Genomic DNA, 24,093 nt, shown 5'->3' with positions numbered 1-24,093 from the left:
GAACGGGCTCCGCCCGCCTTCACCGCCTTCACGCCCAAGCGGCGTTTCGCTTAGGGGTCCCCGCGAATGCAAGTTCACCCCATCGGACCACCCACGCAACCCGCGCACCCACCCGCCAAACCACACCCACCCGCTCAACCAAGCCCACCTGCCAACCAAGCACCACCCCGCCAAGTCCCGCACCACCGCCACGCAACCACGCCCACCCGCCAAACCACGCCAACCTGCCAAGCCACGCACCCCACCAAGCCGCGCACCCCACCAAGCCGAACACCCCCAGGCCCCGCACATGACCCCAGCCACCCTCCTAGTAATAGCCGTAGTCGTAGGCATGGCCGCCCCCCTCATCAAATTCCGCCACTTCCTCAACGACTCCGGCAACCCGGCCATGCGCGCCCTCACCCTCGGCTGCCTGGCCCTGGCGATCGCCGTCGCCCTGCAACTGCCCGTCGTCTACCCCGTCCTCAACGCCGCCGCAGGCTTCAACGCCGCCTGGCCCCTCCAGCACGTCCTCGTCGTAGCCGCCGCTCACCTCATCGTCGTCTTCTTCCTCCACTCCACCGAAGCCGACACCAAGGCGACCACCCTGCGCGTCATCGCCGCGGCCGCCGCGATCACCATGTGCGTCCTCTTCGCCACCAACCCCGGCGCGCGCGACTTCGTCCACGGGCCGGGCGGGCTCAACGACTCCGGCGGGCAGGCCACGACCGCGGGCGCGTGGGCGTTCATCACCTTCAGCGTCTACCTGGGCACCGCGATCGTCGTCATCTCGCACCTGTCGGCCAGGTGGGCGCGCAAGGCCCGGCACATCCGCTGGCTCAGCACCGGTCTCGCGCTGGTCTCCATCGGCGCGGTGCTCGGCTTCGCCTACTGCCTCCACAAGTTCATCTACCAGCTGGCCCAGGTCACGGGGCACACGCCCGCATGGACGGTGTCCTCTGTAGAGGGTTGGCTGATGCCTGCGGCCACCGGCCTCTCCGCGCTCGGCATCGTGCTGGCCGCCTCGGGCGCGCACCTGGGCAGGCGGCCGCGCGGGCCGATCCGGCTGTGGTGGGAGCACTACCGGGCCCGCCGCGCGCTCTACCCGCTGTGGCACCGCTTCCGCACCGCGATGCCCGAGATCGGGCTCATCCCGCCGGGGCGGCTGGTGCCGGACTGGCTGCTGCTGGACAACGCCGCCTTCCGCCTGCACCGCGCGGTGGTGGAGACCTGGGACGGGGCCCGGCACATCCGCTCGCTGGTCCCGCCCGACGACCCGTGCGCCGTGCGCGCCCGCGAGCTCGGCGAGCGGGCGGGCCTGCGCGGCGACGACCTCGCCGCCGTCATCACCGCCGCGACCGTCGAGGTGGGCCTGCGCAGGCGGGCCGAGCGCCCGGGCGTGGAGTTGGTCGGCGCAGGCCCCGGTTTCGGTGGCGGCGACCTCGCCGACGAGGTTGACTGGTGGCGGCGCGTCGCCAGGGCCCACCGCGACAGCCCCATCCCCACCGCCGTCCTGGCCGAGTACCTGAGGACCGCCGATGCGTGAGCGCCACCTGGCCGAGATCCGCCGACTCGACCCCGAGGTCGACTACCTGCGGATCTACCAGCTGACGTCGCTGTACGAGTTCCCGTTCGACGTGTTCCTCGCGCTGCAGATGAGCTTCTACCGCACCTACGCGATCCCGTCGATCAGCGCGACGCTGGCCAAGAGCGGCGAGATCACCGCGCGGCCGATCAAGCGGGGCGAGGACACCGGGCTGATGGTGTTCGAGATCGTGTCGCACGGCTTCGAGCACGAGCGCTCGCGCAAGGTGCTGCGGGCGATGAACGCCATGCACCGCAAGTGGGACATCAGCCAGGACGAGTTCCGCTACGTCCTGGGCGTCTTCCTGGTCCCGCCGATGCGGTGGCTGGAGCGCTACGGCTACCGCAAGCCGCACCCGAACGAGTACGCCGCCGCGCACCGCTTCTACCAGGAGCTGGGCACCCGGATGGGCATCACCGGCATCCCCGGCAGCTACGGGGAGTTCGTCGCCTGGTTCGACGCCTACGAGCGCGAGCACCTGGCGCCGACGGTGGACGGGCAGGCCCTGCTGGCCGCCTCGCACCGGCTGTTCGTCAACCGCTTCCCCAAGTGGCTGGGCTTCCTGGGCATCACGCTGGGCAACTCCCTGCTCGACGACGTGGTCCGCGACGCGCTGGGCGTCACCGGCCCGCCCGCCCCGGTGCGGGCGGCGATCCGCGGGGCGTTCCGCCTGCGCGGGCGGCTGCTGCGCCACTTCGACGCCCGCCCGGACTCGGCGTTCACCCCCGGCGGCGTCACACCCGGTTATCCGAATGGCTACACGCTGGAGCGCCTCGGGCCGCCCTGAGTGCCGTACGGTGGTTGCGTGAGCAACCTGGACCTGCGCCCCCCGGTCACGGTGTGCGGCGGCCGCGGCGACGTCCTGGCCGAGCCGGTCTTCGACGTGCTGCCCGCCCGCGCCGTCCGGCTGGGCGAGACCCCCGTGCGGCGCCTGCTGCCCACCCTCGGCAGGCGCATGGTCGGCGCGTGGTGCTTCCTGGACCACTACGGGCCCGACGACATCGCCGACGCCCCCGGCATGCAGGTGCCCCCGCACCCGCACACCGGGTTGCAGACGGTGAGCTGGCTGCTGGAGGGCGAGGTGTTCCACCGCGACAGCCTCGGCAGCGCCCAGCTCCTGCGGCCGGGCACCCTCGGCCTGATGACGGCGGGCTCGGCGATCGCCCACTCCGAGCAGTCCCCGCCCGTGCACCCGGCGATGCTGCACGGCGCGCAGCTGTGGGTCGCCCTCCCCGACCACGCGCGCCACCGGCAGCCGTCCTGGGAGTTCCACGCCGAGCTGCCCGTGGTCACCGCGCCGGGGGTCAGCGCCCGCCTGCTGCTCGGCGAACTCGACGGCGCCCGCTCCCCCGGCACGGTCCACTCGCCGCTGGTGGGCGCGGAGCTGACCGTCTCGGGGACGGCGCTGCTGCCGCTGGAGCGCGACTTCGAGTACGCGGTGGCCGCCATCGACGGCCCGCTGGAGGTCGACGGCCGCGAGATCGGCCCCGGCTCCCTGGTCTACCTGGGCTGCGGCCGCCCCGAGCTGCGCCTCTCCGGCACCGCCCGAGCCCTCCTCCTCGGCGGCGAGCCCTTCGCCGAGAAGATCGTCATGTGGTGGAACTTCGTGGCCCGCACGGGTGAGGAAGTCGCCACCGCCACGGCGGCATGGGAACGCGGCGACTTCGGCCCGGTCCCCGGCTACGAGGGCAACCCGCTCCCCGCCCCACCCCTGCCCGCCTCCCCACTGCTACCCCGCGGCCGAGAGCACTAGCGCCCCGGTCGACCCTCGACCCGCGCGACTTGGGAGGGCTTAGTCCACCAGCGCGCGGGTGATGCCGCAGGCCAGCGGCGTCAGCGAGTGCCAACGCAGGTGCCCCTGCACGCGCCACCACCGCACGTCCAGGGGTGCTAGCGGGCCCTGGCGTGGGCTGTGCGGGCGATGCCGCGGGCCAGGGCGGTGCACACGATCTCCTGGGCGGGTTTCTGGAGGTGCCAGTACAGGCGTCCGCGCAGGCCGTCGGGGTGGAAGGCAATCGTTTGGGCGAGTTCGCTCTCGTCGTCGGCGCGGCCGGGGGCTGCGGTGAGGCGGAGCCAGGTCGTGCCGGGGGTGCGGAGGTCGGCGGTGAGGGTGAGTTCGTGGTCGGTGCGGGTGACGACGGTCCAGGAGTCGACGGTGTCGCCTGCCGCCAGTTCGGCGGGTCGGCCGCGGTGGAGGCCGATGCCGCCCACCAGGTGGTCGAGGGCGCCGCGGGCGGTGAAGAACCCCGGAATCCCTGGCCAGCCCGCTGGGCCGCCGAGGTCGGTGATGACCTGCCAGAGCACGTCTCGGGGGGCGCGCACCCGCTCGCGGTGGTGCCAGCGGAAGATGCCGGGCGCGTCGTCGGCGGGCATCGGGGGTGGGGCGGGGACGCCCAGCGCCTCCCGTAGGGCCTGGTCGAGGGAGGTCGCCCCGCCCGGTGGCGGGGGCAGGACGTTCTCGGGCACCAGGTCGTGGCGCAACGACTCCACCAGGGCCTTCACCATCGTCGGCGGCAGGTCGGTGATGATGGCCGCGGCGCTGGCCGCGACCGGCACGTCCGCCACCGGGACCGGCACCCGCCACGGCAGGCCTGCGACCCGCGCGCACCGCTGCACCAGCTCCAGGTAGGTCACCACCTCCGGGCCCGCGATGTCCACCGCCGCGTTCACCGGTTCCGACGACGCCGCCCGCACCAGGTGGTAGAGCACGTCCCGCACCGCGATCGGGCGGCTGCGGTTGCCCATCCACCCCGGCCGCAGCACGAACGGCGCCGCGCGGGCGGCCCTGGCCAGCAGCTCGAAGCTCGCCGAGCCCGCCCCGACCACCATCGCCGCCCGCAGCACCAGCGCGGGCACCGGCCCGGCCAGGAAGACCTCGCCCACCTCGGTGCGCGAGGCCAGGTGCGCCGACATCGGCCGGTCGGCCGGGGCCGGGCCGCCGAGGTAGACGAGCTGGCGCACGCCCGCGCGCCCGGCCGCCGCGGCGACCTCGTGGGCGATGCGGGCGTCCACCTCGGCGTAGTCGGGGCGGTCCAGGGAGTGCACGAGGTGGTAGACGACGTCCACATCGGACATCGCCAGGTCCAGCGCCGCCGGGTCGGCGGCGTCGCCGCGCACGACGTCCGGGCCGGGCTGCGGGGAGCGCGACATCGTGCGCACCGCGTGGCCCGCCGCGCGCAGCGCCGGGGTGAGCAGGGTGCCGATGTAGCCGCGCGCCCCGAGCACCAAGCAGCGACTCATGCCCCCACTCTAAGCGCCGAGCTTGCGCGCCAGCCCGTCGTAGCCGATGTCGTGCAGCCGCTTGCCCGACAGCGCGTAGTAGGCCGCGTCCGCGCTGATCCCGTGGCCTTCGACCATGCGGTTCATGAAGTTGAACAGCGCGCACACCATCACGGCGTCGTGCAGGCCCTTCTCCTCCCAGCCTGCGATCACCTCCGCGGCGTCCTCGGCGGTGACCTGCGTCGGGGTGAGCGTCAGCTTGCGCACGTACCGCAGCACGGGCTTGAGCTTGTCGTCGACGGGCGCGGTGTCCAGGTCGGCCAGCGCGGCGGCCAGCAGCCCCTCGGGCACGCCGAACGCCTGCGCGGTCTGGGTGTGCACGCCGTGGCAGTAGGCGCACCCGTTGACCCCGGAGACGTAGGCGGCGATCAGCTCGCGCTCGGCCAGGGTGAACGGCGACGGCCCGCGCATCACCGTCTCGTGGTAGGCCAGCAGCGGGAACGACGTCTCCGGGTACCGGGTGAAGACGTCGGCCAGCCGGGCGTCGTCGGGCAGCGACGGGAGGTGGGGCACGGCGGTCCTCTCGGGCTCAGGCCAGCGCGTCCACGTCGGCGCGGCGCAGCCAGCATGCGGTCAGGTACACGCGGGTGGCCAGGCCGATCGAGCCCAGCGCGGGGGTGTCCAGCGCGCGGAAGGCGCGGTTCCAGGACTGGCGGACCGAGGCCGACATCCCGGGCTCGGGGTAGGCGGCGGCGATGGCCGGGCGCACGGCGCGCCAGTACCCGGCCCCGGCGCGCACCAGGCCGTCGGCGTCCAGGCCCGGCCTGCCGTGGCGCAGCCGGTCGACGGTGACCGCGACCCGGCCCGGGTCCTCGGCCAGCGAGGTCATGCCCAGCCCGGCCAGCAGCCGGTCGGCGTCGAGGCCGAGCAGGATGATGCCCACCTCGGTCTCCACCGGGTCGTCCACGGCGGGCATGGCGAACCGCAGGTCCTCGGTGACGTCGGCGTCGATCACGGCGCGCCCACCTTCGCTCCCAGCCCGGCCGCCACCGAGCCCGCGACCCGGGCGGTGGCGACGCGGTGTCCGTCGATGTTGCGGGCCGCGGGGCCCAGGGCCATCGCCGCGGCGGCGCCGACGGCGAAGACCCGCGGCGCGCGGCGGTAGGACAGCGTGCGCGGGTCGAGGTCGGGCCAGCCGTCGGCGGCGGCGACCACCGCGTCGGGCAGCAGGCCGGTCCCGATCGAGGGCGTGGTGCCCAGGCACAGCGCGACGTGCCCGCCGGTGACCACGCGCCCGTCGGCCAGCCGCACCGCGCCGGGCTCGACCGCGGCGATCTCGGCCCCTCGGTGCACGACCAGCCTGCCGTCGGCCTCGGCGGACTCCAGCAGCGGCCGGAACTCGAACATCACCGACGCGCGCCGGTGCCTGCCCATCAGGTCCAGCCGCCGCTCCCACGGGGTGTCCTGGAAGCGGGCCCGGCCCTCGGGGCGGAAGAAGGCGGCGTTGACGTCGGCGCACTGGTAGCGCTCCTGGCTGGCGCGCATCACCCAGTGCGCCTGCCTGCCCGCGGCGAGCGCGTCGGCCAGCAGGTGGGCCGCGCTCAGCCCGGCGCCGACGACGACCAGCGGCCCGTCGGCGGGGACCGGCTCGTCCCAGTACCCGCCGTGCCAGCCCGCGGGGGCGGCGGCGCGCTCCTCGCCCAGGCAGAGCACGGCGTAGCGGGCGCGCACGTCGCCGGTGTCGGTGCGCAGGGTGACCCCGTCGGCCCCCGGCTCGACCGAGCGGACGGTCGTGCGCCAGGTGCGCTCGCCCACCGCGTGGGCGTCGGCGACGTGGCCGCAGAAGGCCTCGAACACGTCCAGCGGCACCACCGAGCGGTGCCCGGCCTGCGCCATGCGCACCTCGCGGCGCTCGACGGCGGTCAGCAGGCCCCAGTGCAGCCGGGCGAAGTCGAGCAGCTCGCAGTCCCGGTAGCCCTCGACACCGGGGTGGTGCTCGTACGGGGAGCGCAGCACCCGCTGGCCCAGCCGGTCCACCCGGTCGAAGAAGCGCCCGCAGGTGCGGTCGGCGGCGTCGAGCAGGGCCACGTCGTCGACGCCGAGGTGCCACAGCGCCGAGGCCACCGCAAGCCCGGCCGGTCCGGCCCCGACCACGGCGACCGAGACCCGCTGCGGCGGCTGGCCCGCGCGGTGCTGCGGCAGCGGGGTCCGCCCCGGCCACGGCCGCCGCCGCGGCGACTCGAGCAGGTCCGGCGTGGGCATGAAGACAGACGGCACCGATCCCCCAGGGCGGAGCAGGTGGGCGGACACGCGGGGCGGCGGGAAGCGGGCTCCCCGCCGCCGGTGGCGGGCTCAGCCGATGACGGTCACCGGGACGATCATCTCGACCATCGGCCGCTGGGCGATGCCGTCGGCCACCACGCGCTCCAGGTTCGCCGCGATCTGCTCGGGCGTCTCGTCGTCGCCAGCGACGTAGCGGGCGTGGGCGTAGGCGGGCTTGCGGCCCTTGGCCTCGATGTCGAAGGCCATCAGCACGGCCTCGCCGGGGCGGACCTCGCCGTCGAAGAAGGTGAGCCTGCTCAGGTCCGGCGTCAGGAAGGTGCGGGTGAACTGCCGGGACAGGATCAGGGTCTCCTGGCTGTCGATGAAGTGGGTGTCCTCATCGGTGGTGACCTGCATGGCCAGCCAGGTCTGGTCGGTCAGGTTGGTCTCGGACTTGATCACCTGCCAGCGGCCCGGCTCGGGCAGGTTGATCGACATCGACACGTCGTGGCCGACCACGTCGACCGCGCCGGAGATCATCAGGACCCGGCGCCGCACGTCGGCGACAGCGGCCATCTGGATGTCGCGGGCCCGGACCCGGCTCGACATGTCCAGCCCGGGAACGTCCAAAGACGACACTGGTACCTCCTGAAGAGAACGCCTGGTCATGCCTCGCCGCCAGGCTGGCACAGAGTTCGTTGGTTGCTCAATGACACCGGGGCGCAGTTGGGCTGTTCGGCGACACGCGGGCCGCCGAACAGTCGATCAGGCCGCGTCCACGTCGCTGAACGGCCCGTCGGCGGGCGAGCCGATGTAGAGCACGCCGAAGGTCCCGGGCCGCGGGAAGGACACCTTGACCACCAGGTCGTCGCGCACCAGGATGAAGAACTCGCCGACCTTCTGCACGTCGTCGAGCACCTTGTAGGTCCGGAAGACCGAGCCGTCCGCCACGGCGAACAGCATCTTGTAGAGGGCGTTCTTGTCCGCCTGGCCCGCGGTGGCCGCCCACTCCTCCAAGTGGGCCATGCCGAGCGACAGCCGCAGCCGTTTACGTTCCCGGGTCACGGTCGTGCGCCTCCAGCCTCGCGATCACGTCCCCCACATCGAGGTCCGCCTCGGATTGTGACCGAGCGGCGACGGCTTCGGCATATCCCGGCGTGCGCATCATGCGCGCGGTGAGCACCAGGCTCTCCAAGTAGTGCCGCACCACCGTGGTGTCCCCGGTGCGCTGCTGGTTGGCCAGGGCCAGCGCGAGCCTGCGCATCGCCACCCTGCGCCCCTTGGGCGGCAGCGCGGAGAGGGCGACGGTGATCACGTCGGCCATCTGCGCGTCGGTCTGGCTGCGGGTGGCCCCCGATCGGGCCGCCATCGCGGTCATCTCGCACTCCCCTCGCCGCTGGCCTGGGCGAGTTCCAGTGTGCGACCGGCGCGACCCGGTCGGCCAGTGCCGCGCGCACCGGCCGACCGGGAGGATCTCACAGGTGGACCGTTATCCCGTCACATTCCGGCGGACCGTGCCCTGTGGACGGTCATCGCGCACGTCCGCGGTGGCGGCCGGGTCCCCGTAGTGCTGCTTGGTCTTGTTCTCGGCGTCGAGCCGGTCGCGCATGCGGGTCAGGACCTTGATCGTGATGCCGTGGGCGACCGCGATCAGGATCAGCACGATACCCAGGCGCAGCGCGATCGCCTGCACGGTGTTGTCACCGCCACCGCTGAACGCGGTGATCAGCAGCAGCACGCCCAGCACGGCGATGCTGAACAGCGTGGTCACCAGCCGCGCCATCGACTTGGCCGACGCCGGGTCGGCGTAGGAGTGGACCAGGTAGCGCAGGCCGCTGCGGTAGATGATCGCGGCGTCGACGGCGACCAGCACGGCGCCGATCACGAGAATGGCGAGATAGGTGCCGTCGTCCACGGCCGGTCTCCCTCCCACTGGGGTGCGATCGGTGTCGATCACTGGCCGTGAGGTACCCGGTTCGCAGCGGCGCGAAACGGGTACTGCCCCGACATGACCAGCGACCGCAGCCAGGCCGAGAGCCTGGACGAGGAATCCCTTGACCTCGACCCCCTGGAGGCGGGCATCGAACCACCCGAGCGGTGGGCGGAGGCCACCCGGCACGGGATGACGCCGAACGAGGCGCGCGAGGGCGCCGACCTCGACAGCAGGCTCGCCGAGGAGGAGCCCGACGACCAGCCGGTGCCCGACGCCGAGCGCCCGGTCGACGAGGTGCCCTCCGACATCGACCGCTACGAGGGTCCCCCGGAGGAGGTGCCCGACGCCGACCGCCTGCACCTGCCGCCCCCGGACCCCACCCGCAACGCCGCCGACGAGGCGGGCGGCTCGGTGGCCCGGTCCTTGCGCGAAGACCACCCGGAGTGACTAAAGAACCGCCGACCGGACATGCTGGGGGGGACGGCTGTCCGGTCGGCGGTACGGGTCGCCGGCGCACCGGGTCGACGTGCGTCCAGGCGGACGGGGGGACGTAGCCGCCTGGGAAACGTCGGCCGGTCCTGCTGCAGGCGGCGACACCCGGTTCAACGCGCGGCGCGCACTAAACGTTCCTCACGGAGAGTGAGACCGCTCACCGACCTGCCGGTCCCCCGCCACGGCGGTAGCGTCGGGGCATGATCGGACTGCCCGATGCGACCACGGCCTGCCTCTTCGACCTCGACGGGGTGCTGACCAGCACGGCCACCGTGCACGAGGCCGCGTGGCGCAAGACGTTCGACGAGTTCCTCAACGGCTGGCCCGAGGGCGACCGCGAGCCCTTCACCCACGCCGACTACCTCGCCTCGGTCGACGGCCGCCCGCGCGCCGACGGGGTGCGCACCTTCCTCGCCACCCGCGGCATCACCCTGCCCGAGGGCACCCCCGACGACTCCCCCGACCTGCCCACCGTGCACGGGGTCGGCAACCGCAAGAACGCGCTGCTGGTGGCCACCATCGCCGAGCAGGGCGTCGAGCCCTACCCCGGCTCGGTGGCCTACCTCAAGGCCGCCCGGGCGGCCGGGCTGGCCATCGGCGTGGTCACCTCGTCGGCCAACGGCGCCGCCGTGCTGGACTCGGCGCACCTGGCCGAGTACGTGCAGGCCCGCGTCGACGGCGTGGTCATCGCCCGCGACCACCTCGCAGGCAAGCCCGCCCCGGACTCCTTCCTGGCGGGCGCGGCCGCCCTCGGCGCCGACCCCGCGCGCACCGCCGTCTTCGAGGACGCCATCTCCGGGGTCGAGGCGGGCCGGGCAGGCGGCTTCGGCCACATCGTGGGGGTCAACCGGGCAGGCACCCCCGAGCACGCCGCCGCCCTGCGCGAGCGCGGCGCGCACGTCGTCGTCGACGACCTGGCCGACCTGCTGGTGGCCCCGTGATCCCCGGCTTCGAGTGCGCGCCGTGGCACCTGCGCTGGAGCGGGCTGGCCGTGGACAACCTGCACCGCACCGAGTCGACCTTCGCCCTCAGCAACGGCCACATCGGGCTGCGCGGCTCGCTGGACGAGGGCGAGCCGGTCGGCCTGCCGGGCAGCTACCTCAACGGCTTCTACGAGTCCCACGACCTGCCCTACGCCGAGGCGGGCTACGGCTACCCCGAGGCCGGGCAGACCATCGTCAACGTCACCGACGGCAAGATCATCCGCCTGCTGGTCGACGACGAGCCGCTGGACATGCGCTACGGCAAGGCCCACGCCCACCAGCGCACCCTCGACTTCCGCACCGGTGTGCTCACCCGCGAGACCGAGTGGGAGTCCCCCACCGGCGCGCGGATGCGGCTGCGCTCGCAGCGGCTGGTCTCCTTCACCCAGCGCGCCGTGGCCGCCATCCGCTACCAGGTCGAGCCGGTCGACCGGCCGCTGCAGCTGGTCGTGCAGTCGGACCTGCTGGCCAACGAGCCGGTCATCTCCGAGAGCCGCGACCCCCGCGTCGCCGCCGCGCTGCGCGACCCGCTGGTGCCGGAGTTCCAGCACGGCGCGGGCAGGCGCGCGGTGCTGGTGCACCACACCCGCAAGTCCGGGCTGCGCATGGCCGCGGGCATGGACCACGAGATCGACGCCCCGGACAACCTGCGCTCCGGGCTGACCGTGGAGACCGACCTGGCCCGGCTCACCGCCGCCGTCGACGTCGAACTCGGCCAGACGCTGTGCCTGACCAAGTACCTCGGCTACGGGTGGTCGGCGCAGCGCTCGGCCCCGGCGCTGCGCGCCCAGGTCGAGGCCGCCCTCGCGGGCGCGCGCCAGACCGGCTGGGCCGGGCTGCTGGCCGAGCAGCGGCGCTTCCTCGACGACTTCTGGGACGTCGCCGACGTGGAGATCGACGGCGACCCCGAGCTGCAGCAGGCGCTGCGGTTCGCGCTGTTCCACGTCGTGCAGGCGGGCGTGCGCGGGGAGAACCGGGCCATCCCCGGCAAGGGCCTGACCGGCCCCGGCTACGACGGCCACGCCTTCTGGGACACCGAGACCTTCGTGCTCCCGGTGCTGACCTACACCGTGCCCCCCGCCGCCCGCGACGCCCTGCGCTGGCGGCACAGCACGCTGCCCAAGGCGCGCGAGCGGGCCCGGGTGCTGGGCAAGAAGGGCGCGGCCTTCCCGTGGCGGTCGATCAACGGCGCGGAGTGCTCGGCCTACTGGCCCGCGGGCACGGCCGCCTTCCACGTCTCGGCCGACATCGCCGACGCCGTGGCCCGCTACACCGCCGCCACCCAGGACGAGGACTTCGACCGCACCGAGGGCACCGAGCTGCTGGTCGAGACCGCCCGGCTGTGGATGTCGCTGGGCCACCACGACCCGCACGACGGCTTCCGCATCGACGGGGTGACCGGGCCCGACGAGTACACCGCCGTGGTCGACAACAACGTCTACACCAACGTCATGGCGCAGAAGAACCTCAACGAGGCGGCCGCGGCGTGCGAGCGCAACCCCGAAGCGGCCCGCAGGCTCGGCGTGGACGCCGAGGAGCTGGCCGCGTGGCGGCACGCCGCCGAGGAGATGTGCATCCCGTTCGACACGCTGCTGGGGGTGCACCCGCAGTCGGAGGGGTTCACCTCGCACGAGGCGTGGGACTTCGCGGGGACGCCGGAGGACCACTACCCGCTGATGCTCAACTACCCGTACTTCGACCTCTACCGCAAGCAGGTCATCAAGCAGGCCGACCTCGTGCTGGCCCTGCACCTGCGCGGCGACCTGTTCACCCTGGAGCAGAAGGCCGCCGACTTCGCCTACTACGAGGCGCGCACCATCCGCGACTCGTCGCTGTCGGCGGCCACCCAGGCCGTCGTCGCCGCCGAGTGCGGGCACCTGGACCTGGCCTACGCCTACCTGGCCGAGACCGCGCTGATCGATCTGAACGACCTGTACGACAACGTGCGCAACGGCCTGCACATGGCGTCGCTGGCCGGGGCGTGGCTGGCGGTGGTGGCCGGGTTCGGCGGCATGCGCGACCACCACGGCAAGCTCACCTTCGCCCCCCGGCTGCCCGACGCGCTGTCACGGGTGTCGTTCCGGATGTGCTGGCGGGGCAGCCGTATCCGCGTCGAGGTCGACCACGAGCGCGCCAGCTACCGGCTGGTCTCCGGCGAGCCGGTGCGCGTGGCCCACCACGGCCGGCCGCTGGAGATCGGCCCGGAGCCGCTCAGCCTGCCCATCCCGCCGGTGCCGCAGTTCCCCACCCCGGCGCCGCCGCCGGGCCGCGAGCCGCGCCGGACATGACGACGCGGCCGCCCCCGGGGGACGACCGCGCGTCGGTTGTCGGCCTTCAGGGCCGCCGCGAGAGCAGCGCCAAGGCCCGGGTGAGGGCGGAGTGGGCGGCGTCGGCGCGCCGCGCCCGCAAGTGGGCGCGGGCCCGGCCGACGGCCTCGGCCGCGGGCAGCACGATGCAGGTGTCGCCGATCGCCGCGGTGCGCGCGAGCGCGCCGAGCAGGTCGTCGGCCACCAGGTCGTAGCTCGGCGACGGCGCATCCAATGCGATCAGCGCGGCCTCGACGGCCCGGCGCAGATCCAAGCCTGGGGAAGGCGATCCCAGCACGGGTGGGGCGTCCAGCTGACGAGTCATGGCGGCTCCTGGGGGTCGGCCCGCGCCGATGCGGGTCGGTCATAGAGGAGCATGGATCCGGCGCGTCCAGGCTGCCGGTCGGGCCACCCTGGTGGGTGAACAGTGGCAGTCCTGAGTGGACTATCTAGGCGGAGGGCAGGTCGCTGCGGGCGGCGTCGAGCAGGTTGGCCGCGGCGCCGACGCGCCCGGCGCGCAGCGCCGCGATCCCCCGGCGCACGTCGGCCACGGCGCCGGTCAGCAGGCAGGTCTCCCCGAGGGCCGCGGTCCACGCCAGCCCGGCGGTCAGCTCGGCGACGGCCGCATCGGCGGCCAGGTCGGCCAGCGCCCGGTCGATCGCAGCGGCCAGCCGCAACCCGGGCCGCGGGCGCGCCGCGGCGGTCCGCGACGGCGGGGCGAACCGGGCGCGCGGGACGGCGGTGGCCAGATCGGCCGCAGGCGGGCGAACGGTGCGCGTGCGGTCTGTTGTGGACATAAGGGTCATGGGGGACGGCCTCGATTCGTCTGGGGGGTGGCGGCGGGGCCCACTGAATACCCTACTGCGATTGCGTGGAAACGCACGGGGCGAGTTGGGGTCGGCCGCGTTAACTAATCGATTCACCGCACAGGTGTTCGACTCAGGAGTTACACTGACCGCATGTCCTTGCCCCTGCAACAGTCCCTGCTCGACGGCCCCGGTGATCCGGAACTGGCTCCGCTGACCGGAATCCGCCGCCTCCCGCTCTCCGAGACGGCCTGGCTCGACCTGCTGCCGGGCTGGCTTTCCGGGGCGGACGAGCTCTTCGCCCACCTTTCCGAATCGGTTCCGTGGCGCGCCGAGCGGCGTAGAATGTACGACGGCATCGTCGCCGTTCCCCGCCTCCTCGCGTTCTACCGGGAAGGCGCCCCGCTCCCCCACCCGATCCTCACCGCCGCCCGAGACGCCCTCACGCAGCATTACAAGGTCCCGTTCACCACCGCGGGCCTGTGCTACTACCGCGACGGCCGCGACAGCGTCGCCTGGCACGGCGACCGCATCGGCCGCGGCGCCACCCAGGACACCCACGTCGCCATCCTCTCCGTCGGCGCCCCCCGCCCCCTGCTCCTGCGCCCCCGCGGCGGCGGCCCCACCACCCGCCACCCCCAGGGCCACGGCGACCTCCTGGTGATGGGCGGCGACTGCCAGCGCGCCTGGGACCACGCCATCCCGAAGACCACGAAGCCGGTGGGGCCGCGCATCAGCATCCAGTTCCGGCCGAGCGGGGTGCGGTGACGCTTCCGCAGCTGGGGGTGAGTGGGCAGTTGACGCGAGGGCGGCGCATTCCTGCGCCCCTCCCCAGCCTGCGCCGCGTTCTTGCACCGGTTGGCTTCCCATTATCTTGATAGTTGTATCGATGAACGGGAGTCTGAGGTCAGGGGGCTAGGCGAGGGCGAGGACGCCACGCCTCTTTGATGGAGTGGGCAGCGAGGGCCGGACAGCGAGCGGGCTCGGGGCGGGAAGCGGCGGGCCAGCGGTGAGTCAGGAGAGCCGCAACGGACCAGGGGCGGGCAGCAGCGGACCAGGGGCGGGCAGCAGCGGACCAGGGGCGGGCAGCAGCGGACCAGGGGCGGGCAGCAGCGGGCCAGGGTGGGCCTCGGGAGGGCAGCGGGCTGGACGGGGGTGGCGGTTGCGGTGGGTGGCGAAAGGGAAACTCCTTGCCCCTCCCCACCCCAGCCGTTATCTTGAAACTGGATAAGAACATGCGAGACTCGGGAGCACGATGGACGCCGGGGACGTGGGCAGGCTGCTGTTCGGCAGGCCGAGTCGGCTGCGGTTGGCGTTGTGGATCTACCAGCACGCCGGGCCGCGGTTCTACCAGTCGGAGCCGCCGAAGACGGTGATCGCGCAGTCGGCCACCGGGGTGGAGCTGGGGCGGTTGGTGGATCTGGGGATGCTGACCGAGTACCGGGAGCCCGCGAACCGGCGGGTGTACTACGAGCGGACGCGCAGCCCGCTGTGGTCGATCATCGCGGCGGCGTCGAAGGTGGTCGACCCGGTCGACAAGTGAGGCGCTGGCCGAGGGGTCTTTGGACCCGTCCCCCGTCCGCCCGCGGCGCGTAGGCTTCCGGCCACTCGGTTGACCGGAGCTCGCCGGAAGGGCACGCCGTGGCCGCATCCACCCCGGTCGGGACGGGTGGGCCGTGAGCCGACCGGACCCACCTCGCCTGCACGGCGATGCCGACCTGCGCAACCGCCCCGACTTCGCCGAGCTGCTGCGCGCCCTGTGCCGCCAGGCCAGCGGCGACGTCCACCTGGACCTGTCGGAGATGGTCTTCGTCGACGTCTGGGGGGCGGTGGCGATGGTGGAGGCGGCGGCGACCCTCGCGGGCGGGGAGCTGGTCCTGCACAACCCGCCACCGGCCCTGCGGCGGCTGCTCCAACTCCTCGGCAAGCACCCCAACCTGCGATTAGACCCCTAGGACGGCCCGCACCTCCGCGTCGGTGACCTCGGAGAAGTCGCGGTACCACTGCCCCACGGAGGAGAAGCGGCGCGGCGTGCACGCGCTGGTGAAGGTGTCCGCGCCGAGCTTGGCCGCGGTGTCGCGGGGCGCGACGGGAGCGGCCACCACGACCCGCGCCGCGCCCCGGTCGCGGACGACCAGGACGGCCGCGGCCATCGTCGCCCCGGTCGCTATGCCGTCGTCCACGAGGACCACCACCCGGTCGGTGAGATCGCGCGGTGGGGCGGTGCCGCGCAGGGCGGCGGCGCGGCGGGCGACGGCGGCGCGCTCGGCCTCCGCCGCGGCGGCCACGTCGGCCCACGCGATGCCCAGGTGGGCCAGGACCCCCTCCAGCCGGACGGTGACGCCCTGCTCCCCCACCGCGCCCACGGCCAGCTCGGCCTGCCCCGGCGCGCCCACCTTGCGCACCACGACCACGTCCAGGTCGGCCCGCAGCGCGGCGGCGACCTCCGCGGCGACCGGCACGCCGCCGCGGGGCAGGCCCAGCACGACCGGCCGGTGGGACCGCAGCGGGGCCAGCGAGCGGGCGAGCACCCGCCCCGCCTCCGCGCGGTCGGCGAAGCGCATGCCCCCAGTCTGCACCGGACCCGGAACCATTACCTGCGGGGTAATGGTCCCGCCGCAGCCCGGTCCGTACCGTCGGAGGACATGACCACAGCGCAGGTACCGGTAGGCACCCTGCTGCGGCAGTGGCGCGAGCACCGCAGGCTCAGCCAGGCCGATCTGTCGTTGCAGGCCGACATCTCGACCCGCCACCTCAGCTTCGTGGAGACCGGCCGCGCCCTGCCGAGCCGGGACATGGTGCTGCTGCTGGCCGAGAGCCTCGACCTGCCGCTGCGCGAGCGCAACCGGATGCTGCTGGCCGCGGGGTTCGCCCCGCTGTTCACCCAGTCCGCCCTCGGATCGGACCGGATGACACCGGTGGCCGGGGCCATCAAGCGGGCGCTGCACGGCCACGACCCCTACCCCGCCGCGGTGGTCGACGGCGCGTGGCGGATGGTCGACGGCAACGCCGCCCTGCGGTCGCTGCTGTCGGGCATCGCCCCGCGGCTGCTGCGCGAGCCCGCCAACCTCCTGCGGGCGAGCCTGCACCCCGACGGCCTCGCGCCCCGCATCGCCAACCTCGCCCAGTGGCGCGAGCACGTGCTCAGCAGGCTGCGGCGCAAGATCGCCTTCACCGCCGACGAGTCGCTGGGCGAGCTGTACGACGAGCTGTGCTCCTACCCCGGCGACCTCCCCCGGCCCGCGGCCACGACGGGCGAGGACGTCCTCGTCCCCCTGCGCCTGCGGGAGGAGGACGGCGAGCTGGCCTTCATCGGCACGATCACCACCTTCGGCGGGGCGGTCGACGTCACCGCGGCTGAGCTGTCGATCGAGGCCCTGCACCCCGCCGACGAGCACACCGCCGAGGTGCTGGCCTCACGCGCCTAGCCAGGCGGCGACGAGGAAGGACTCGATGGAGTCGGGCCTGCTCCCGCCGAGCGCGCGCACCTCGTCCCTGGTGAACCACCGCGCGTCGGCGATCTCCACGCCGTCGGCGGCGACGCGGTCGTCGGCGGCCACCGCCCGGAAGCCGATCATGAGCCCGGCGGGGAACGGCCACGCCTGCGAGCCCGCGTAGGCCACCTCGGCGACGCGCACCCCGGCCTCCTCGGCCACCTCGCGGCGCACCGCGTCCTCCAGGCCCTCGCCGATCTCGACGAAGCCCGCGAGCGTGGAGTACCCGGTGGCGCCCGCGTGCCGGGCGAGCAGGCACCGGTCGCCGTGCTCGACCAGGACGATGACCGCGGGCTCGATGCGCGGGTACAGCTCGCGGCGGCAGCCCGCGCAGACCCGCAGGTGCCCGCCGTGGCGCATCTGCGCCTGCGCTCCGCAGGCGCCGCAGAAGCGGTGGGTTCGGTGCCAGTGCAGCAGCCCGCGGGCGTAAGCGAGGCGGGTGGCGTCCTCGCCGGGCAGCCGCGGGTACAGCGCGCGGATGTCGGCGGTCTCCCCCGGCTCGTCGGCCACCTCGACGGCGAACAGCGGCGCGCGGTCGACCCCGAGGAAGACGGCATCGGGGGTGACCGGGGCGGTGATGGGAAGGCCGTCGGCGACGGCGCAGCGGTCGCGCCAGAAGACCAGCGCCCGCGCGTCGGGGTCGGCGCGGGCGGCGGCGAGCCAGGCGTCGTCGGCCCGGCGGGCGCCCGCGCGGTCGAGGGTGAGGCCGGTGTAGGGCAGGGCGTGAGCAGCGCTGATCACCTGTCCAGCCTACGTCCCCCTGGACAGGGCCATGACCGCCGAGTAACTTCGCTAAGCGCTTGCTTAGCCCAGTGATCGGAGGAGAGCCGTGTCCCAGTCCCGCACCGCCATCGTCACCGGGGCCGCCCGGGGGATCGGGGCCGCCGTGGCCCGCAGGCTGGCCCGGGACGGGATGGCGGTGGCCGTGGTCGACCTGGACGAGGCCGCCTGCGCTGGCACGGTCGAGGCGATCACCGCAGCGGGCGGGCGGGCGCTGGCCGTGGGCGCGGACGTGGGCGACGCCGAGCAGGTCAAGGCCGCCGTCGCCCGGGTCGCCGCCGAGCTGGGCGCGCCGACGGTGCTGGTCAACAACGCGGGCGTGCTGCGCGACAACCTGCTGTTCAAGATGACCGACGACGACTGGGACACGGTGATGACCGTGCACCTGCGGGGTTCGTTCCTCATGGCCCGCGAGGTGCAGAAGCACCAGGTGGAGCAGAAGCACGGCCGGATCGTCTGCCTCTCCAGCACCTCCGCGCTGGGCAACCGCGGCCAGGCCAACTACGCCACCGCCAAGGCGGGCCTGCAGGGCCTGACCAAGACGCTGGCCATCGAGCTGGGCAAGTTCGGCATCACGGCCAACGCGATCGCGCCGGGGTTCATCGAGACCGAGATGACCGCGGCGACCGCGGCCCGGGTCGGGGTGCCGTTCGAGGACTTCAAGGCCGGGGCCGCCGCGGCGATCCCGGTCGGCCGGGTCGGCACGCCCGAGGACATCGCCGCGCTGGCCTCCTTCCTCTGCGGCGAGGAGTCCGGGTTCGTCTCCGGGCAGGTCATCTACGCCGCGGGTGGGCCGACGAACTGATGCGCGCCTTCGGCAGCGTCGAGGACCTCAAGGCCGCCGTCGGCGCGCACCTCGGCCACAGCGGGTGGCTGGAGATCACCCAGGAGCGGGTCCGGGAGTTCGCCGACGCCACCGGCGACCACCAGTGGATCCACCTCGACGTCGAGCGGGCCGCGGCTGGCCCCTTCGGCGGCACGATCGCCCACGGCTACCTGACCCTGTCGCTGCTGCCCCTGCTGGGCAGCGGCATCTACCGCTTCGACGGCTTCCAGGCAGGCATCAACTACGGGCTGAACAAGGTCCGCTTCCCCGCCGCGGTCAAGGTGGGCGCGCGGGTGCGGATGGGCTCGCAGCTGCTGGAGGTCACCGAGGGGCAGCACGGCGTGCAGGCCGTGTTCCGCCAGACCGTCGAGATCGAGGGCGAGGCGAAGCCCGGCTGCGTGGCCGACGCCGTGGTCCTCCTGGTGCCGTGAGGTGGCGATGACCGAAGAAGACCTGCGCCGCCGCGTCGCGGAGTTCCTGGCCGCGCACGACCCCGGCGACCGGATGGCGTTCCTGCGGGCCCGCTTCGACGCGGGCCTGGCCTGGGTGCACTTCCCCGCGGGGCTGGGCGGGCTCGGCCTGCCGGTGGCCTGGCAGCCGCTGGTGGAGCGGGAGCTGGCCGCGGCGGGCGCGCCGGACAACGACCCGCGCCGCATCGGGATCGGCCTGGGCATGGCCGCCCCGACGATCCTCCGGCACGGCACCGACGCCCAGCGCGCCCGCTTCCTGCGTCCGCTGTGGACCGGCGAGGAGGTGTGGTGCCAGCTGTTCTCCGAGCCGGGCGCGGGCTCGGACCTGGCGGGCCTGGCCACCCGCGCCCGCCGCGACGGCGACGGCTGGGTGGTGACCGGGCAGAAGGTGTGGACGTCGTCGGCGCACACCGCCCGCTGGGCCATCCTGCTCGCCCGCACCGACCCGGACGTGCCCAAGCACGCGGGCCTGACCTACTTCATCTGCGACATGACCGCGCCCGGGGTCGAGGTGCGGCCGCTGCGGCAGATCACCGGCGAGGCCGAGTTCAACGAGGTCTTCCTCACCGACGTGCGCATCCCCGACGCGCACCGGCTGGGCGAGGTCGGCGACGGGTGGCGGGTCGCGCAGACCACGCTGATGAACGAGCGCGTCGCCATCGGCAGCCGGGCGGCGCCGCGCGGTGGCGGCATGGTCGGCGTGGTGGCCCAGACCTGGCGCGAGCACCCGGAGCTGCGCACGCCGGAGCTGCACGACCGGCTGCTGCGGCTGTGGGTGGAGGCCGAGGCGCTGCGGCTGGCCGGGCAGCGGCTGCGCGAGGGCCTGGCCGCCGGGCACCCCGGCCCGGAGGGCTCGGCGATGAAGCTGGCCTTCGCCCGGCTGGCGCAGCGGCTCTCCGGCCTGGAGGTCGAGTTCCTGGCCGCCGACGGCCTGCGCTACGGCGACTGGTCGATGCGCCGCCCGGAGGTGGTCGACTTCACCGCCCACGACGCCGGGTACCGGTACCTGCGCGCCAAGGGCAACTCCATCGAGGGCGGCACGTCGGAGATCCTGCGCGGCATCATCGCCGAGCGGGTGCTCGGCCTGCCCGCCGAGGCCAGGGTGGACAAGGACGTGCCGTGGAAGGACCTGCCGCGATGAGCCAGTCCCTTGTGGACACCGAGGTCGACGCCCAGCTGCGCGCCGCGGTGGCCGACGTGCTCGCCGACCACCCGACCCGGGTCGACGGCCTCGACGGCGGCGCGGTGTGGTCGGCCCTGCGGGCGATGGGCGCGACCACGCTGCCGGTGCCCGAGGAGTGGGGCGGGCAGGGCGCGGGCTGGCGCGAGGTCGCCGTGGTGGCCGAGGAGCTGGGGCGGGCGGTCGCGCCGGTGCCGTTCCTGGGTTGCGTGCTCGCCACCGCCGCCCTCCTGCACGCGGGAGCTGTGCGCGACGAGGTGATGCGCGCCAGATCGCTGTACGACGAGGCCACGCTGGTGGTGCCGCTGTCGGCGTGGCCCGGAGGCCCGCTGCCGGAGGTGGCCGTCGACGGGGGCGCGCTGACCGGGACGGTGCGCAGCGTGGCGGACGTGCGCGGGGTGTTCCTGGTCCCCGCGCAGGGCGGGCTCTGGCTGGCCGAGCAGGCCGAGGTCAGCCCGGTGACCTCGCTGGACATGACCCGCCCGGTGTCCGACGTGACCTTCTCGAGCGTCGCGGCGACCCGGATCGGCGACGCCGCGGCGGTCGAGCACGCGCTGCTCGTGGGGGCGGCGATCCTGGCCTCGGAGCAGGTGGGGATCGCGCAGTGGTGCCTGGACACCACGGTCGCCTACCTCAAGCAGCGCTACCAGTTCGGCAGGCCGGTGGGGTCGTACCAGGCGCTCAAGCACCGCATCGCCGACCTGTGGCAGGAGATCGTCCTGGCGCGGGCGGCGGCCAAGGCGGCGGCGAACGCCCTCGACAGCGGCGAGGACGCCGAGCTGCTGGCCTACACCGCGCAGTCGCTGTGCGCGGAGGTGGCCGTGCACGCGGCCGAGGAGTGCGTGCAGCTGCACGGCGGGATCGGCATGACTTGGGAGCACCCGGCGCACCTGTACCTCAAGCGCGCCAAGGCCGACGAGATCGCGCTGGGCACCCCCGGCCGCCTCCGCGCCGCCCTGGCCCCGCTGGTCGGGCTGCCCGGATGACCGACCTGTGGCCCGACGTGCGCCCGGAGGCGGCCCGCAGGCTGATGGCCGCGGCGGTGGCGGCCTTCGGCGAGCGCGGCTACCACGCCACGACCACGCGCGACATCGCCACCGCGGCCGGGATGAGCCCGGCCGCGCTGTACGTGCACTTCCCGTCGAAGGCCGCGGTGCTGGCGGCGATCAGCCGCAGCGGCCACGAGAAGGCCCTGGCGATGGTCACCGCGGCGGCCTCCGGCCCGGGCGACCCGCCCGCCCGGATGCGGGCGCTGGTCACCGAGTTCACCGCCTGGCACGCCCGCCGCCACCAGGTGGCGCGGATCGTGCAGTACGAGCTGTCGGCCCTCCCCCAGCCCGACCACGACCTGGTGGTCGGCCTCCGCAGGCAGACCGACGCGGTGGTGCGGTCCCTGATCGAGGAGGGCGTGGCCTCCGGCGACTTCCACGTCGCCGACGTGCGCTCGGCCGCGCGGGCGGTGCTGTCGCTGGGCATCGACGTGGCCCGCTGGTACACCCCGGACACCAGGCCCGACCCCGACGCGCTGGGCGCGGAGTACGCCAGCCTCGTCCTGGCGATGCTGGGCGTGCGCCGCTAGTCGATGGTGGCGGTCATCGCCCAGACGAGGATCTCCGCGCCGTCCGGACCCACGGTGACCCGCTGGCCACCGGCAGCGGTGATGCGCGCGGCGTCTCCTGTGGACAGGGCGCCCGCGTGCTCCAGGGTGACGGCGCCGACGGGGACGTAGAGGTGGAGGAACGGCGTGTCGGGCAGCGTGGCCGACTCGCCCGCGCGCAGGCGGGCGGCGTAGAGGGTCGCGTGCCGCTGGCCGATGCGGATGGCCGCGTCGTGCGCCGGGTCGCCGGAAGCGACCGGGACCAGGCCGCCTGCGAGCAGGTCGGCGTCGATCTCGCGCTGCTCGTAGCCGGGCCGCGCGCCCGCCGCGTCGGGCAGCACCCACATCTGGACGAAGTGGACCGGCTCGTCGTGGGCCTGCCCGCCGGTCAGCCGCCAGGAGTCGTTCTTCTCCGAGTGCAGGATCCCGGTGCCCGCGCTCATCCGCTGGGCCAGTCCCGGGTGGATGATCCCGCTGTGCCCCGCGGAGTCCTGGTGCACCAGCGCGCCGCTGAGCACCCAGGTCACGATCTCCATGTCCTGGTGCGGGTGGGTGTCGAAGCCCGCGCCGGGGACGACGATGTCGTCGTTGTTGACCAGCAGCAGGCCGAAGTGGGTGTTCGCCGGGTCGTGGTGGTGGCCGAAGGAGAACGAGTGCTTGGAGTCCAGCCACGGGATGCGGGTGGCGAAGCGCCCGTCGGCGCGGCGCAGGTCGGTGGTCATACGACGGCTTCGCCGTACATCACGCCCAGCGGGTCGGCGATCAGCTCGATGCGGGCGCCGTCGGGGTCGCGGAAGTAGAGGGAGGTGCCGCTCTCCTCGGCGTACTCCACCCCCGCGGCGTCCAGGCGGGCCTTGGCCGCCGACCACTCCTCGGGGGCGACCGAGATGGCCAGGTGGTGCAGGCCGCCCAGGACCTCGGCGTAGGGGCCCAGGTCGAGGCCGGGGAGGTCGAAGAACGCCAGCGCGTTGCCGTTGCCGACGTCGAAGAAGAAGTGCGTCGAGCCGGGGTAGTCGCGGTTCTCGACCACCTCGGTCAGCGGGAACCCGAGGACGCCCTGGTAGAACTCGACGGTCCGGCGGACGTCCCGGGAGATCAGCGCGGTGTGGTGGATGCCCCGCGCCGTCGTGCGCGCGGTCCCGCGCAGCAGCTCGGCGCGCAGCGCGGCCCGGGCCTGGGCGTATTCGGCGACCTGCGCCTCGGTCAGTGGCATGGCTGCCTCCTTCGACGGCCACGCTACGCCCGGATAGTTGACACGTCAACTCTTGCCGGTCACACCGTGTGCACCTCGACGCCCTCGGCCTGGAAGGCCGCCAGGGCCTCCGGCGAGGCGCCCGCGTCGGTGATGAGCAGGTGCATGGCCGCCGTCGGGCAGATCTGGGCGAAGGCGTGCATGCCGATCTTGGAGCTGTCGGCGATCACCGCCACCCGCCGCGCCCGCTCGGCCATCAGCCGGTTGATGCTGGCCTCGCCCTCGTTGTGGGCGTAGGCGCCGTCGGCGGGGTCGACCGCGTCCACGCCGAGGAACACCAGGTCGAGGGTGATCTCGTCGAGGATGCGGGTGGCCAGCGGGCCGATCAGCTCGAAGGACTGCGGCCGGGCCACGCCGCCGGTCACCACGATCTTGACGTGCGGCCGCACCGCCAGCTCGTTGGCGATGTTGAGCGCGTTGGTGACCACGGTCAGCGCGGGCTCCTCCGAGGCGCTCAGGTCCGGCCGGATGGCCAGGGCGCGGGCGATCTCGGTGGTGGTCGTGCCGCCGTTGAGCCCGACCACCGACCCCCGCGCGACCAGCGCGGCCGCCGCCTTGCCGATGCGCTCCTTCTCCGAGGCGTGCCGGGCGGTCTTGTAGCGCAGCGGCAGGTCGTAGGCGACGTTGTTGGCGACCGCGCCGCCGCGGGTGCGGGTGAGCAGCTGCTGCTCGGCGAGGTGGTCGAGGTCGCGGCGGATCGTGGCGGCGGACACACCCAGCTCGTCGGCGAGGTCGTCCACATCGACCTTGCCCCGCTGGCCCAGGATGTCGAGCAGCGAGCTCAGACGCTCGTACCGGTCCACCGCCACCTCCGCCTTCCGCGCACGATTGCCGCGCGATCATGCGCGTTGCTGCAAAGTATCGTCCAAGGGCCCCAAGGACAAACCCGCGGAACGCTTGGCAAGCGGTGTTCGATCGCGCAAGATTCT

Annotated in this window: 30 protein-coding genes; 15 read left to right on the top strand and 15 right to left on the bottom strand. The window is 73.9% G+C overall.

Translation table 11 applies throughout. The annotated features are described in order from the left end of the window. Positions 1–289 precede the first annotated feature (289 nt). The 3 genes from ACWEPX_RS24965 to ACWEPX_RS24955 are packed head-to-tail and all read left to right on the top strand — an operon-like array spanning position 290 to position 3,317. Complete coding sequence (locus tag ACWEPX_RS24965) at positions 290–1,525, top strand: MAB_1171c family putative transporter (RefSeq protein ID WP_451899659.1); 1,236 nt, start codon at positions 290–292, stop codon at positions 1,523–1,525. After that, positions 1,518–2,351 carry an oxygenase MpaB family protein gene (locus ACWEPX_RS24960; protein ID WP_451899658.1) on the top strand — a complete coding sequence of 278 codons (834 nt, stop codon included), beginning with the start codon at positions 1,518–1,520 and terminating at the stop codon, positions 2,349–2,351. Before ACWEPX_RS24965 ends, ACWEPX_RS24960 begins: the two co-directional genes overlap by 8 nt. Before the next feature lie 18 nt (positions 2,352–2,369). Continuing rightward, positions 2,370–3,317, top strand: coding sequence for a pirin family protein (locus ACWEPX_RS24955; protein ID WP_451899657.1), 948 nt, complete (start codon positions 2,370–2,372; stop codon positions 3,315–3,317). Positions 3,318–3,454: 137 nt separating this feature from the next. On the opposite strand, the gene ACWEPX_RS24950 is transcribed toward ACWEPX_RS24955, so the two are convergent. From ACWEPX_RS24950 to ACWEPX_RS24915, 8 genes are all read right to left on the bottom strand, one after another. Next, positions 3,455–4,804 carry a DUF2867 domain-containing protein gene (locus tag ACWEPX_RS24950; RefSeq protein WP_451899656.1) on the bottom strand — a complete coding sequence of 450 codons (1,350 nt, stop codon included), beginning with the start codon at positions 4,802–4,804 and terminating at the stop codon, positions 3,455–3,457. 9 nt (positions 4,805–4,813) lie between these two features. Continuing rightward, positions 4,814–5,356 (bottom strand): carboxymuconolactone decarboxylase family protein, encoded by a 543-nt coding sequence (locus tag ACWEPX_RS24945; RefSeq protein ID WP_451899655.1) that lies wholly within the window; start codon positions 5,354–5,356, stop codon positions 4,814–4,816. A 16-nt stretch (positions 5,357–5,372) separates the two neighbouring features. Next, positions 5,373–5,798 (bottom strand): DUF6187 family protein, encoded by a 426-nt coding sequence (locus ACWEPX_RS24940; RefSeq protein ID WP_451899654.1) that lies wholly within the window; start codon positions 5,796–5,798, stop codon positions 5,373–5,375. Continuing rightward, positions 5,795–7,045, bottom strand: a complete 1,251-nt coding sequence (locus ACWEPX_RS24935) for an NAD(P)-binding protein (RefSeq protein ID WP_451899653.1) — start codon at positions 7,043–7,045, stop codon at positions 5,795–5,797. The genes ACWEPX_RS24940 and ACWEPX_RS24935 overlap by 4 nt, the downstream gene beginning before the upstream one ends. A 90-nt stretch (positions 7,046–7,135) precedes the next feature. Beyond that, complete coding sequence (locus ACWEPX_RS24930) at positions 7,136–7,684, bottom strand: DUF6423 family protein (protein ID WP_451899652.1); 549 nt, start codon at positions 7,682–7,684, stop codon at positions 7,136–7,138. 126 nt (positions 7,685–7,810) lie between these two features. Then, positions 7,811–8,110 (bottom strand): DUF6235 family protein, encoded by a 300-nt coding sequence (locus tag ACWEPX_RS24925; RefSeq protein WP_451899651.1) that lies wholly within the window; start codon positions 8,108–8,110, stop codon positions 7,811–7,813. Continuing rightward, positions 8,094–8,423 (bottom strand): hypothetical protein, encoded by a 330-nt coding sequence (locus tag ACWEPX_RS24920; RefSeq protein ID WP_451899650.1) that lies wholly within the window; start codon positions 8,421–8,423, stop codon positions 8,094–8,096. Before ACWEPX_RS24920 ends, ACWEPX_RS24925 begins: the two co-directional genes overlap by 17 nt. Positions 8,424–8,534: 111 nt before the next feature. Continuing rightward, positions 8,535–8,960, bottom strand: coding sequence for a hypothetical protein (locus tag ACWEPX_RS24915; RefSeq protein WP_451899649.1), 426 nt, complete (start codon positions 8,958–8,960; stop codon positions 8,535–8,537). A gap of 93 nt (positions 8,961–9,053) precedes the next feature. Between ACWEPX_RS24915 and ACWEPX_RS24910 the strand changes: the two genes are divergently transcribed. The 3 genes from ACWEPX_RS24910 (at position 9,054) to ACWEPX_RS24900 (ending at position 12,741) form a co-directional block, all read left to right on the top strand. Next, positions 9,054–9,425, top strand: coding sequence for a hypothetical protein (locus ACWEPX_RS24910; protein ID WP_451899648.1), 372 nt, complete (start codon positions 9,054–9,056; stop codon positions 9,423–9,425). A gap of 245 nt (positions 9,426–9,670) precedes the next feature. After that, a complete protein-coding gene (locus tag ACWEPX_RS24905; protein ID WP_451899647.1) occupies positions 9,671–10,411 on the top strand; it encodes an HAD family hydrolase in 741 nt (246 codons plus the stop codon). Continuing rightward, positions 10,408–12,741: a glycoside hydrolase family 65 protein gene (locus tag ACWEPX_RS24900; protein WP_451899646.1), complete on the top strand. Its 2,334-nt coding sequence runs from the start codon at positions 10,408–10,410 to the stop codon at positions 12,739–12,741. Before ACWEPX_RS24905 ends, ACWEPX_RS24900 begins: the two co-directional genes overlap by 4 nt. Positions 12,742–12,787: 46 nt before the next feature. Here the strand turns inward: ACWEPX_RS24900 and ACWEPX_RS24895 are convergent, their stop codons facing one another. Further along, positions 12,788–13,084 carry a hypothetical protein gene (locus ACWEPX_RS24895; protein WP_451899645.1) on the bottom strand — a complete coding sequence of 99 codons (297 nt, stop codon included), beginning with the start codon at positions 13,082–13,084 and terminating at the stop codon, positions 12,788–12,790. A gap of 124 nt (positions 13,085–13,208) precedes the next feature. Next, positions 13,209–13,556 carry a hypothetical protein gene (locus ACWEPX_RS24890; protein WP_451899644.1) on the bottom strand — a complete coding sequence of 116 codons (348 nt, stop codon included), beginning with the start codon at positions 13,554–13,556 and terminating at the stop codon, positions 13,209–13,211. A 162-nt stretch (positions 13,557–13,718) separates the two neighbouring features. Between ACWEPX_RS24890 and ACWEPX_RS24885 the strand changes: the two genes are divergently transcribed. The 3 genes from ACWEPX_RS24885 (at position 13,719) to ACWEPX_RS24875 (ending at position 15,520) form a co-directional block, all read left to right on the top strand. Continuing rightward, positions 13,719–14,333 carry an alpha-ketoglutarate-dependent dioxygenase AlkB gene (locus ACWEPX_RS24885; protein ID WP_451899643.1) on the top strand — a complete coding sequence of 205 codons (615 nt, stop codon included), beginning with the start codon at positions 13,719–13,721 and terminating at the stop codon, positions 14,331–14,333. A gap of 487 nt (positions 14,334–14,820) precedes the next feature. After that, on the top strand, positions 14,821–15,108 hold the full coding sequence (locus ACWEPX_RS24880; RefSeq protein WP_451899642.1) for a hypothetical protein: 288 nt from the start codon (positions 14,821–14,823) through the stop codon (positions 15,106–15,108). Between the two features lie 133 nt (positions 15,109–15,241). Beyond that, positions 15,242–15,520, top strand: coding sequence for an STAS domain-containing protein (locus ACWEPX_RS24875; protein WP_451899641.1), 279 nt, complete (start codon positions 15,242–15,244; stop codon positions 15,518–15,520). Here ACWEPX_RS24875 and ACWEPX_RS24870 read toward each other — a convergent pair. After that, positions 15,509–16,129, bottom strand: a complete 621-nt coding sequence (locus ACWEPX_RS24870) for a phosphoribosyltransferase (protein ID WP_451899640.1) — start codon at positions 16,127–16,129, stop codon at positions 15,509–15,511. The genes ACWEPX_RS24875 and ACWEPX_RS24870 overlap by 12 nt on opposite strands. Before the next feature lie 81 nt (positions 16,130–16,210). Here ACWEPX_RS24870 and ACWEPX_RS24865 point away from each other — a divergent pair, with 81 nt between their 5' ends. Next, positions 16,211–16,993 carry a helix-turn-helix domain-containing protein gene (locus tag ACWEPX_RS24865; protein ID WP_451899639.1) on the top strand — a complete coding sequence of 261 codons (783 nt, stop codon included), beginning with the start codon at positions 16,211–16,213 and terminating at the stop codon, positions 16,991–16,993. Here ACWEPX_RS24865 and nudC read toward each other — a convergent pair. Continuing rightward, positions 16,982–17,800, bottom strand: a complete 819-nt coding sequence (nudC, locus tag ACWEPX_RS24860) for an NAD(+) diphosphatase (RefSeq protein WP_451899638.1) — start codon at positions 17,798–17,800, stop codon at positions 16,982–16,984. The two genes, ACWEPX_RS24865 and nudC, sit on opposite strands and share 12 nt — an antisense overlap. A gap of 88 nt (positions 17,801–17,888) precedes the next feature. Between nudC and ACWEPX_RS24855 the strand changes: the two genes are divergently transcribed. Genes ACWEPX_RS24855 through ACWEPX_RS24835 form a run of 5 tightly spaced genes read left to right on the top strand, consistent with a single transcriptional unit; the run spans position 17,889 to position 21,894 of the window. Continuing rightward, on the top strand, positions 17,889–18,644 hold the full coding sequence (locus ACWEPX_RS24855) for an SDR family oxidoreductase (protein WP_451899637.1): 756 nt from the start codon (positions 17,889–17,891) through the stop codon (positions 18,642–18,644). Continuing rightward, a complete protein-coding gene (locus ACWEPX_RS24850; protein WP_451899636.1) occupies positions 18,644–19,096 on the top strand; it encodes a MaoC family dehydratase in 453 nt (150 codons plus the stop codon). Before ACWEPX_RS24855 ends, ACWEPX_RS24850 begins: the two co-directional genes overlap by 1 nt. Positions 19,097–19,103: 7 nt before the next feature. Continuing rightward, positions 19,104–20,276, top strand: a complete 1,173-nt coding sequence (locus ACWEPX_RS24845) for an acyl-CoA dehydrogenase family protein (RefSeq protein ID WP_451899635.1) — start codon at positions 19,104–19,106, stop codon at positions 20,274–20,276. After that, entirely contained in the window at positions 20,273–21,301 is a 1,029-nt protein-coding gene (locus ACWEPX_RS24840; RefSeq protein WP_451899634.1) for an acyl-CoA dehydrogenase family protein, read from the top strand. The genes ACWEPX_RS24845 and ACWEPX_RS24840 overlap by 4 nt, the downstream gene beginning before the upstream one ends. After that, a complete protein-coding gene (locus ACWEPX_RS24835) occupies positions 21,298–21,894 on the top strand; it encodes a TetR/AcrR family transcriptional regulator (RefSeq protein WP_451899633.1) in 597 nt (198 codons plus the stop codon). Before ACWEPX_RS24840 ends, ACWEPX_RS24835 begins: the two co-directional genes overlap by 4 nt. Here the strand turns inward: ACWEPX_RS24835 and ACWEPX_RS24830 are convergent. The 3 genes from ACWEPX_RS24830 to ACWEPX_RS24820 are packed head-to-tail and all read right to left on the bottom strand — an operon-like array spanning position 21,891 to position 23,967. Further along, on the bottom strand, positions 21,891–22,634 hold the full coding sequence (locus ACWEPX_RS24830) for a pirin family protein (protein ID WP_451899632.1): 744 nt from the start codon (positions 22,632–22,634) through the stop codon (positions 21,891–21,893). The two genes, ACWEPX_RS24835 and ACWEPX_RS24830, sit on opposite strands and share 4 nt — an antisense overlap. Then, positions 22,631–23,125 (bottom strand): VOC family protein, encoded by a 495-nt coding sequence (locus tag ACWEPX_RS24825; protein ID WP_451899631.1) that lies wholly within the window; start codon positions 23,123–23,125, stop codon positions 22,631–22,633. Before ACWEPX_RS24825 ends, ACWEPX_RS24830 begins: the two co-directional genes overlap by 4 nt. Before the next feature lie 59 nt (positions 23,126–23,184). Beyond that, complete coding sequence (locus tag ACWEPX_RS24820) at positions 23,185–23,967, bottom strand: DeoR/GlpR family DNA-binding transcription regulator (protein ID WP_451899630.1); 783 nt, start codon at positions 23,965–23,967, stop codon at positions 23,185–23,187. Between the last annotated feature and the right edge of the window lie 126 nt (positions 23,968–24,093).

The sequence above is a fragment of the Actinokineospora sp. NPDC004072 genome, assembly GCF_053604195.1.
The sequence above is the reverse complement of the archived record's forward strand: the minus strand, read 5'-3'. Positions and strand labels throughout refer to the sequence as shown.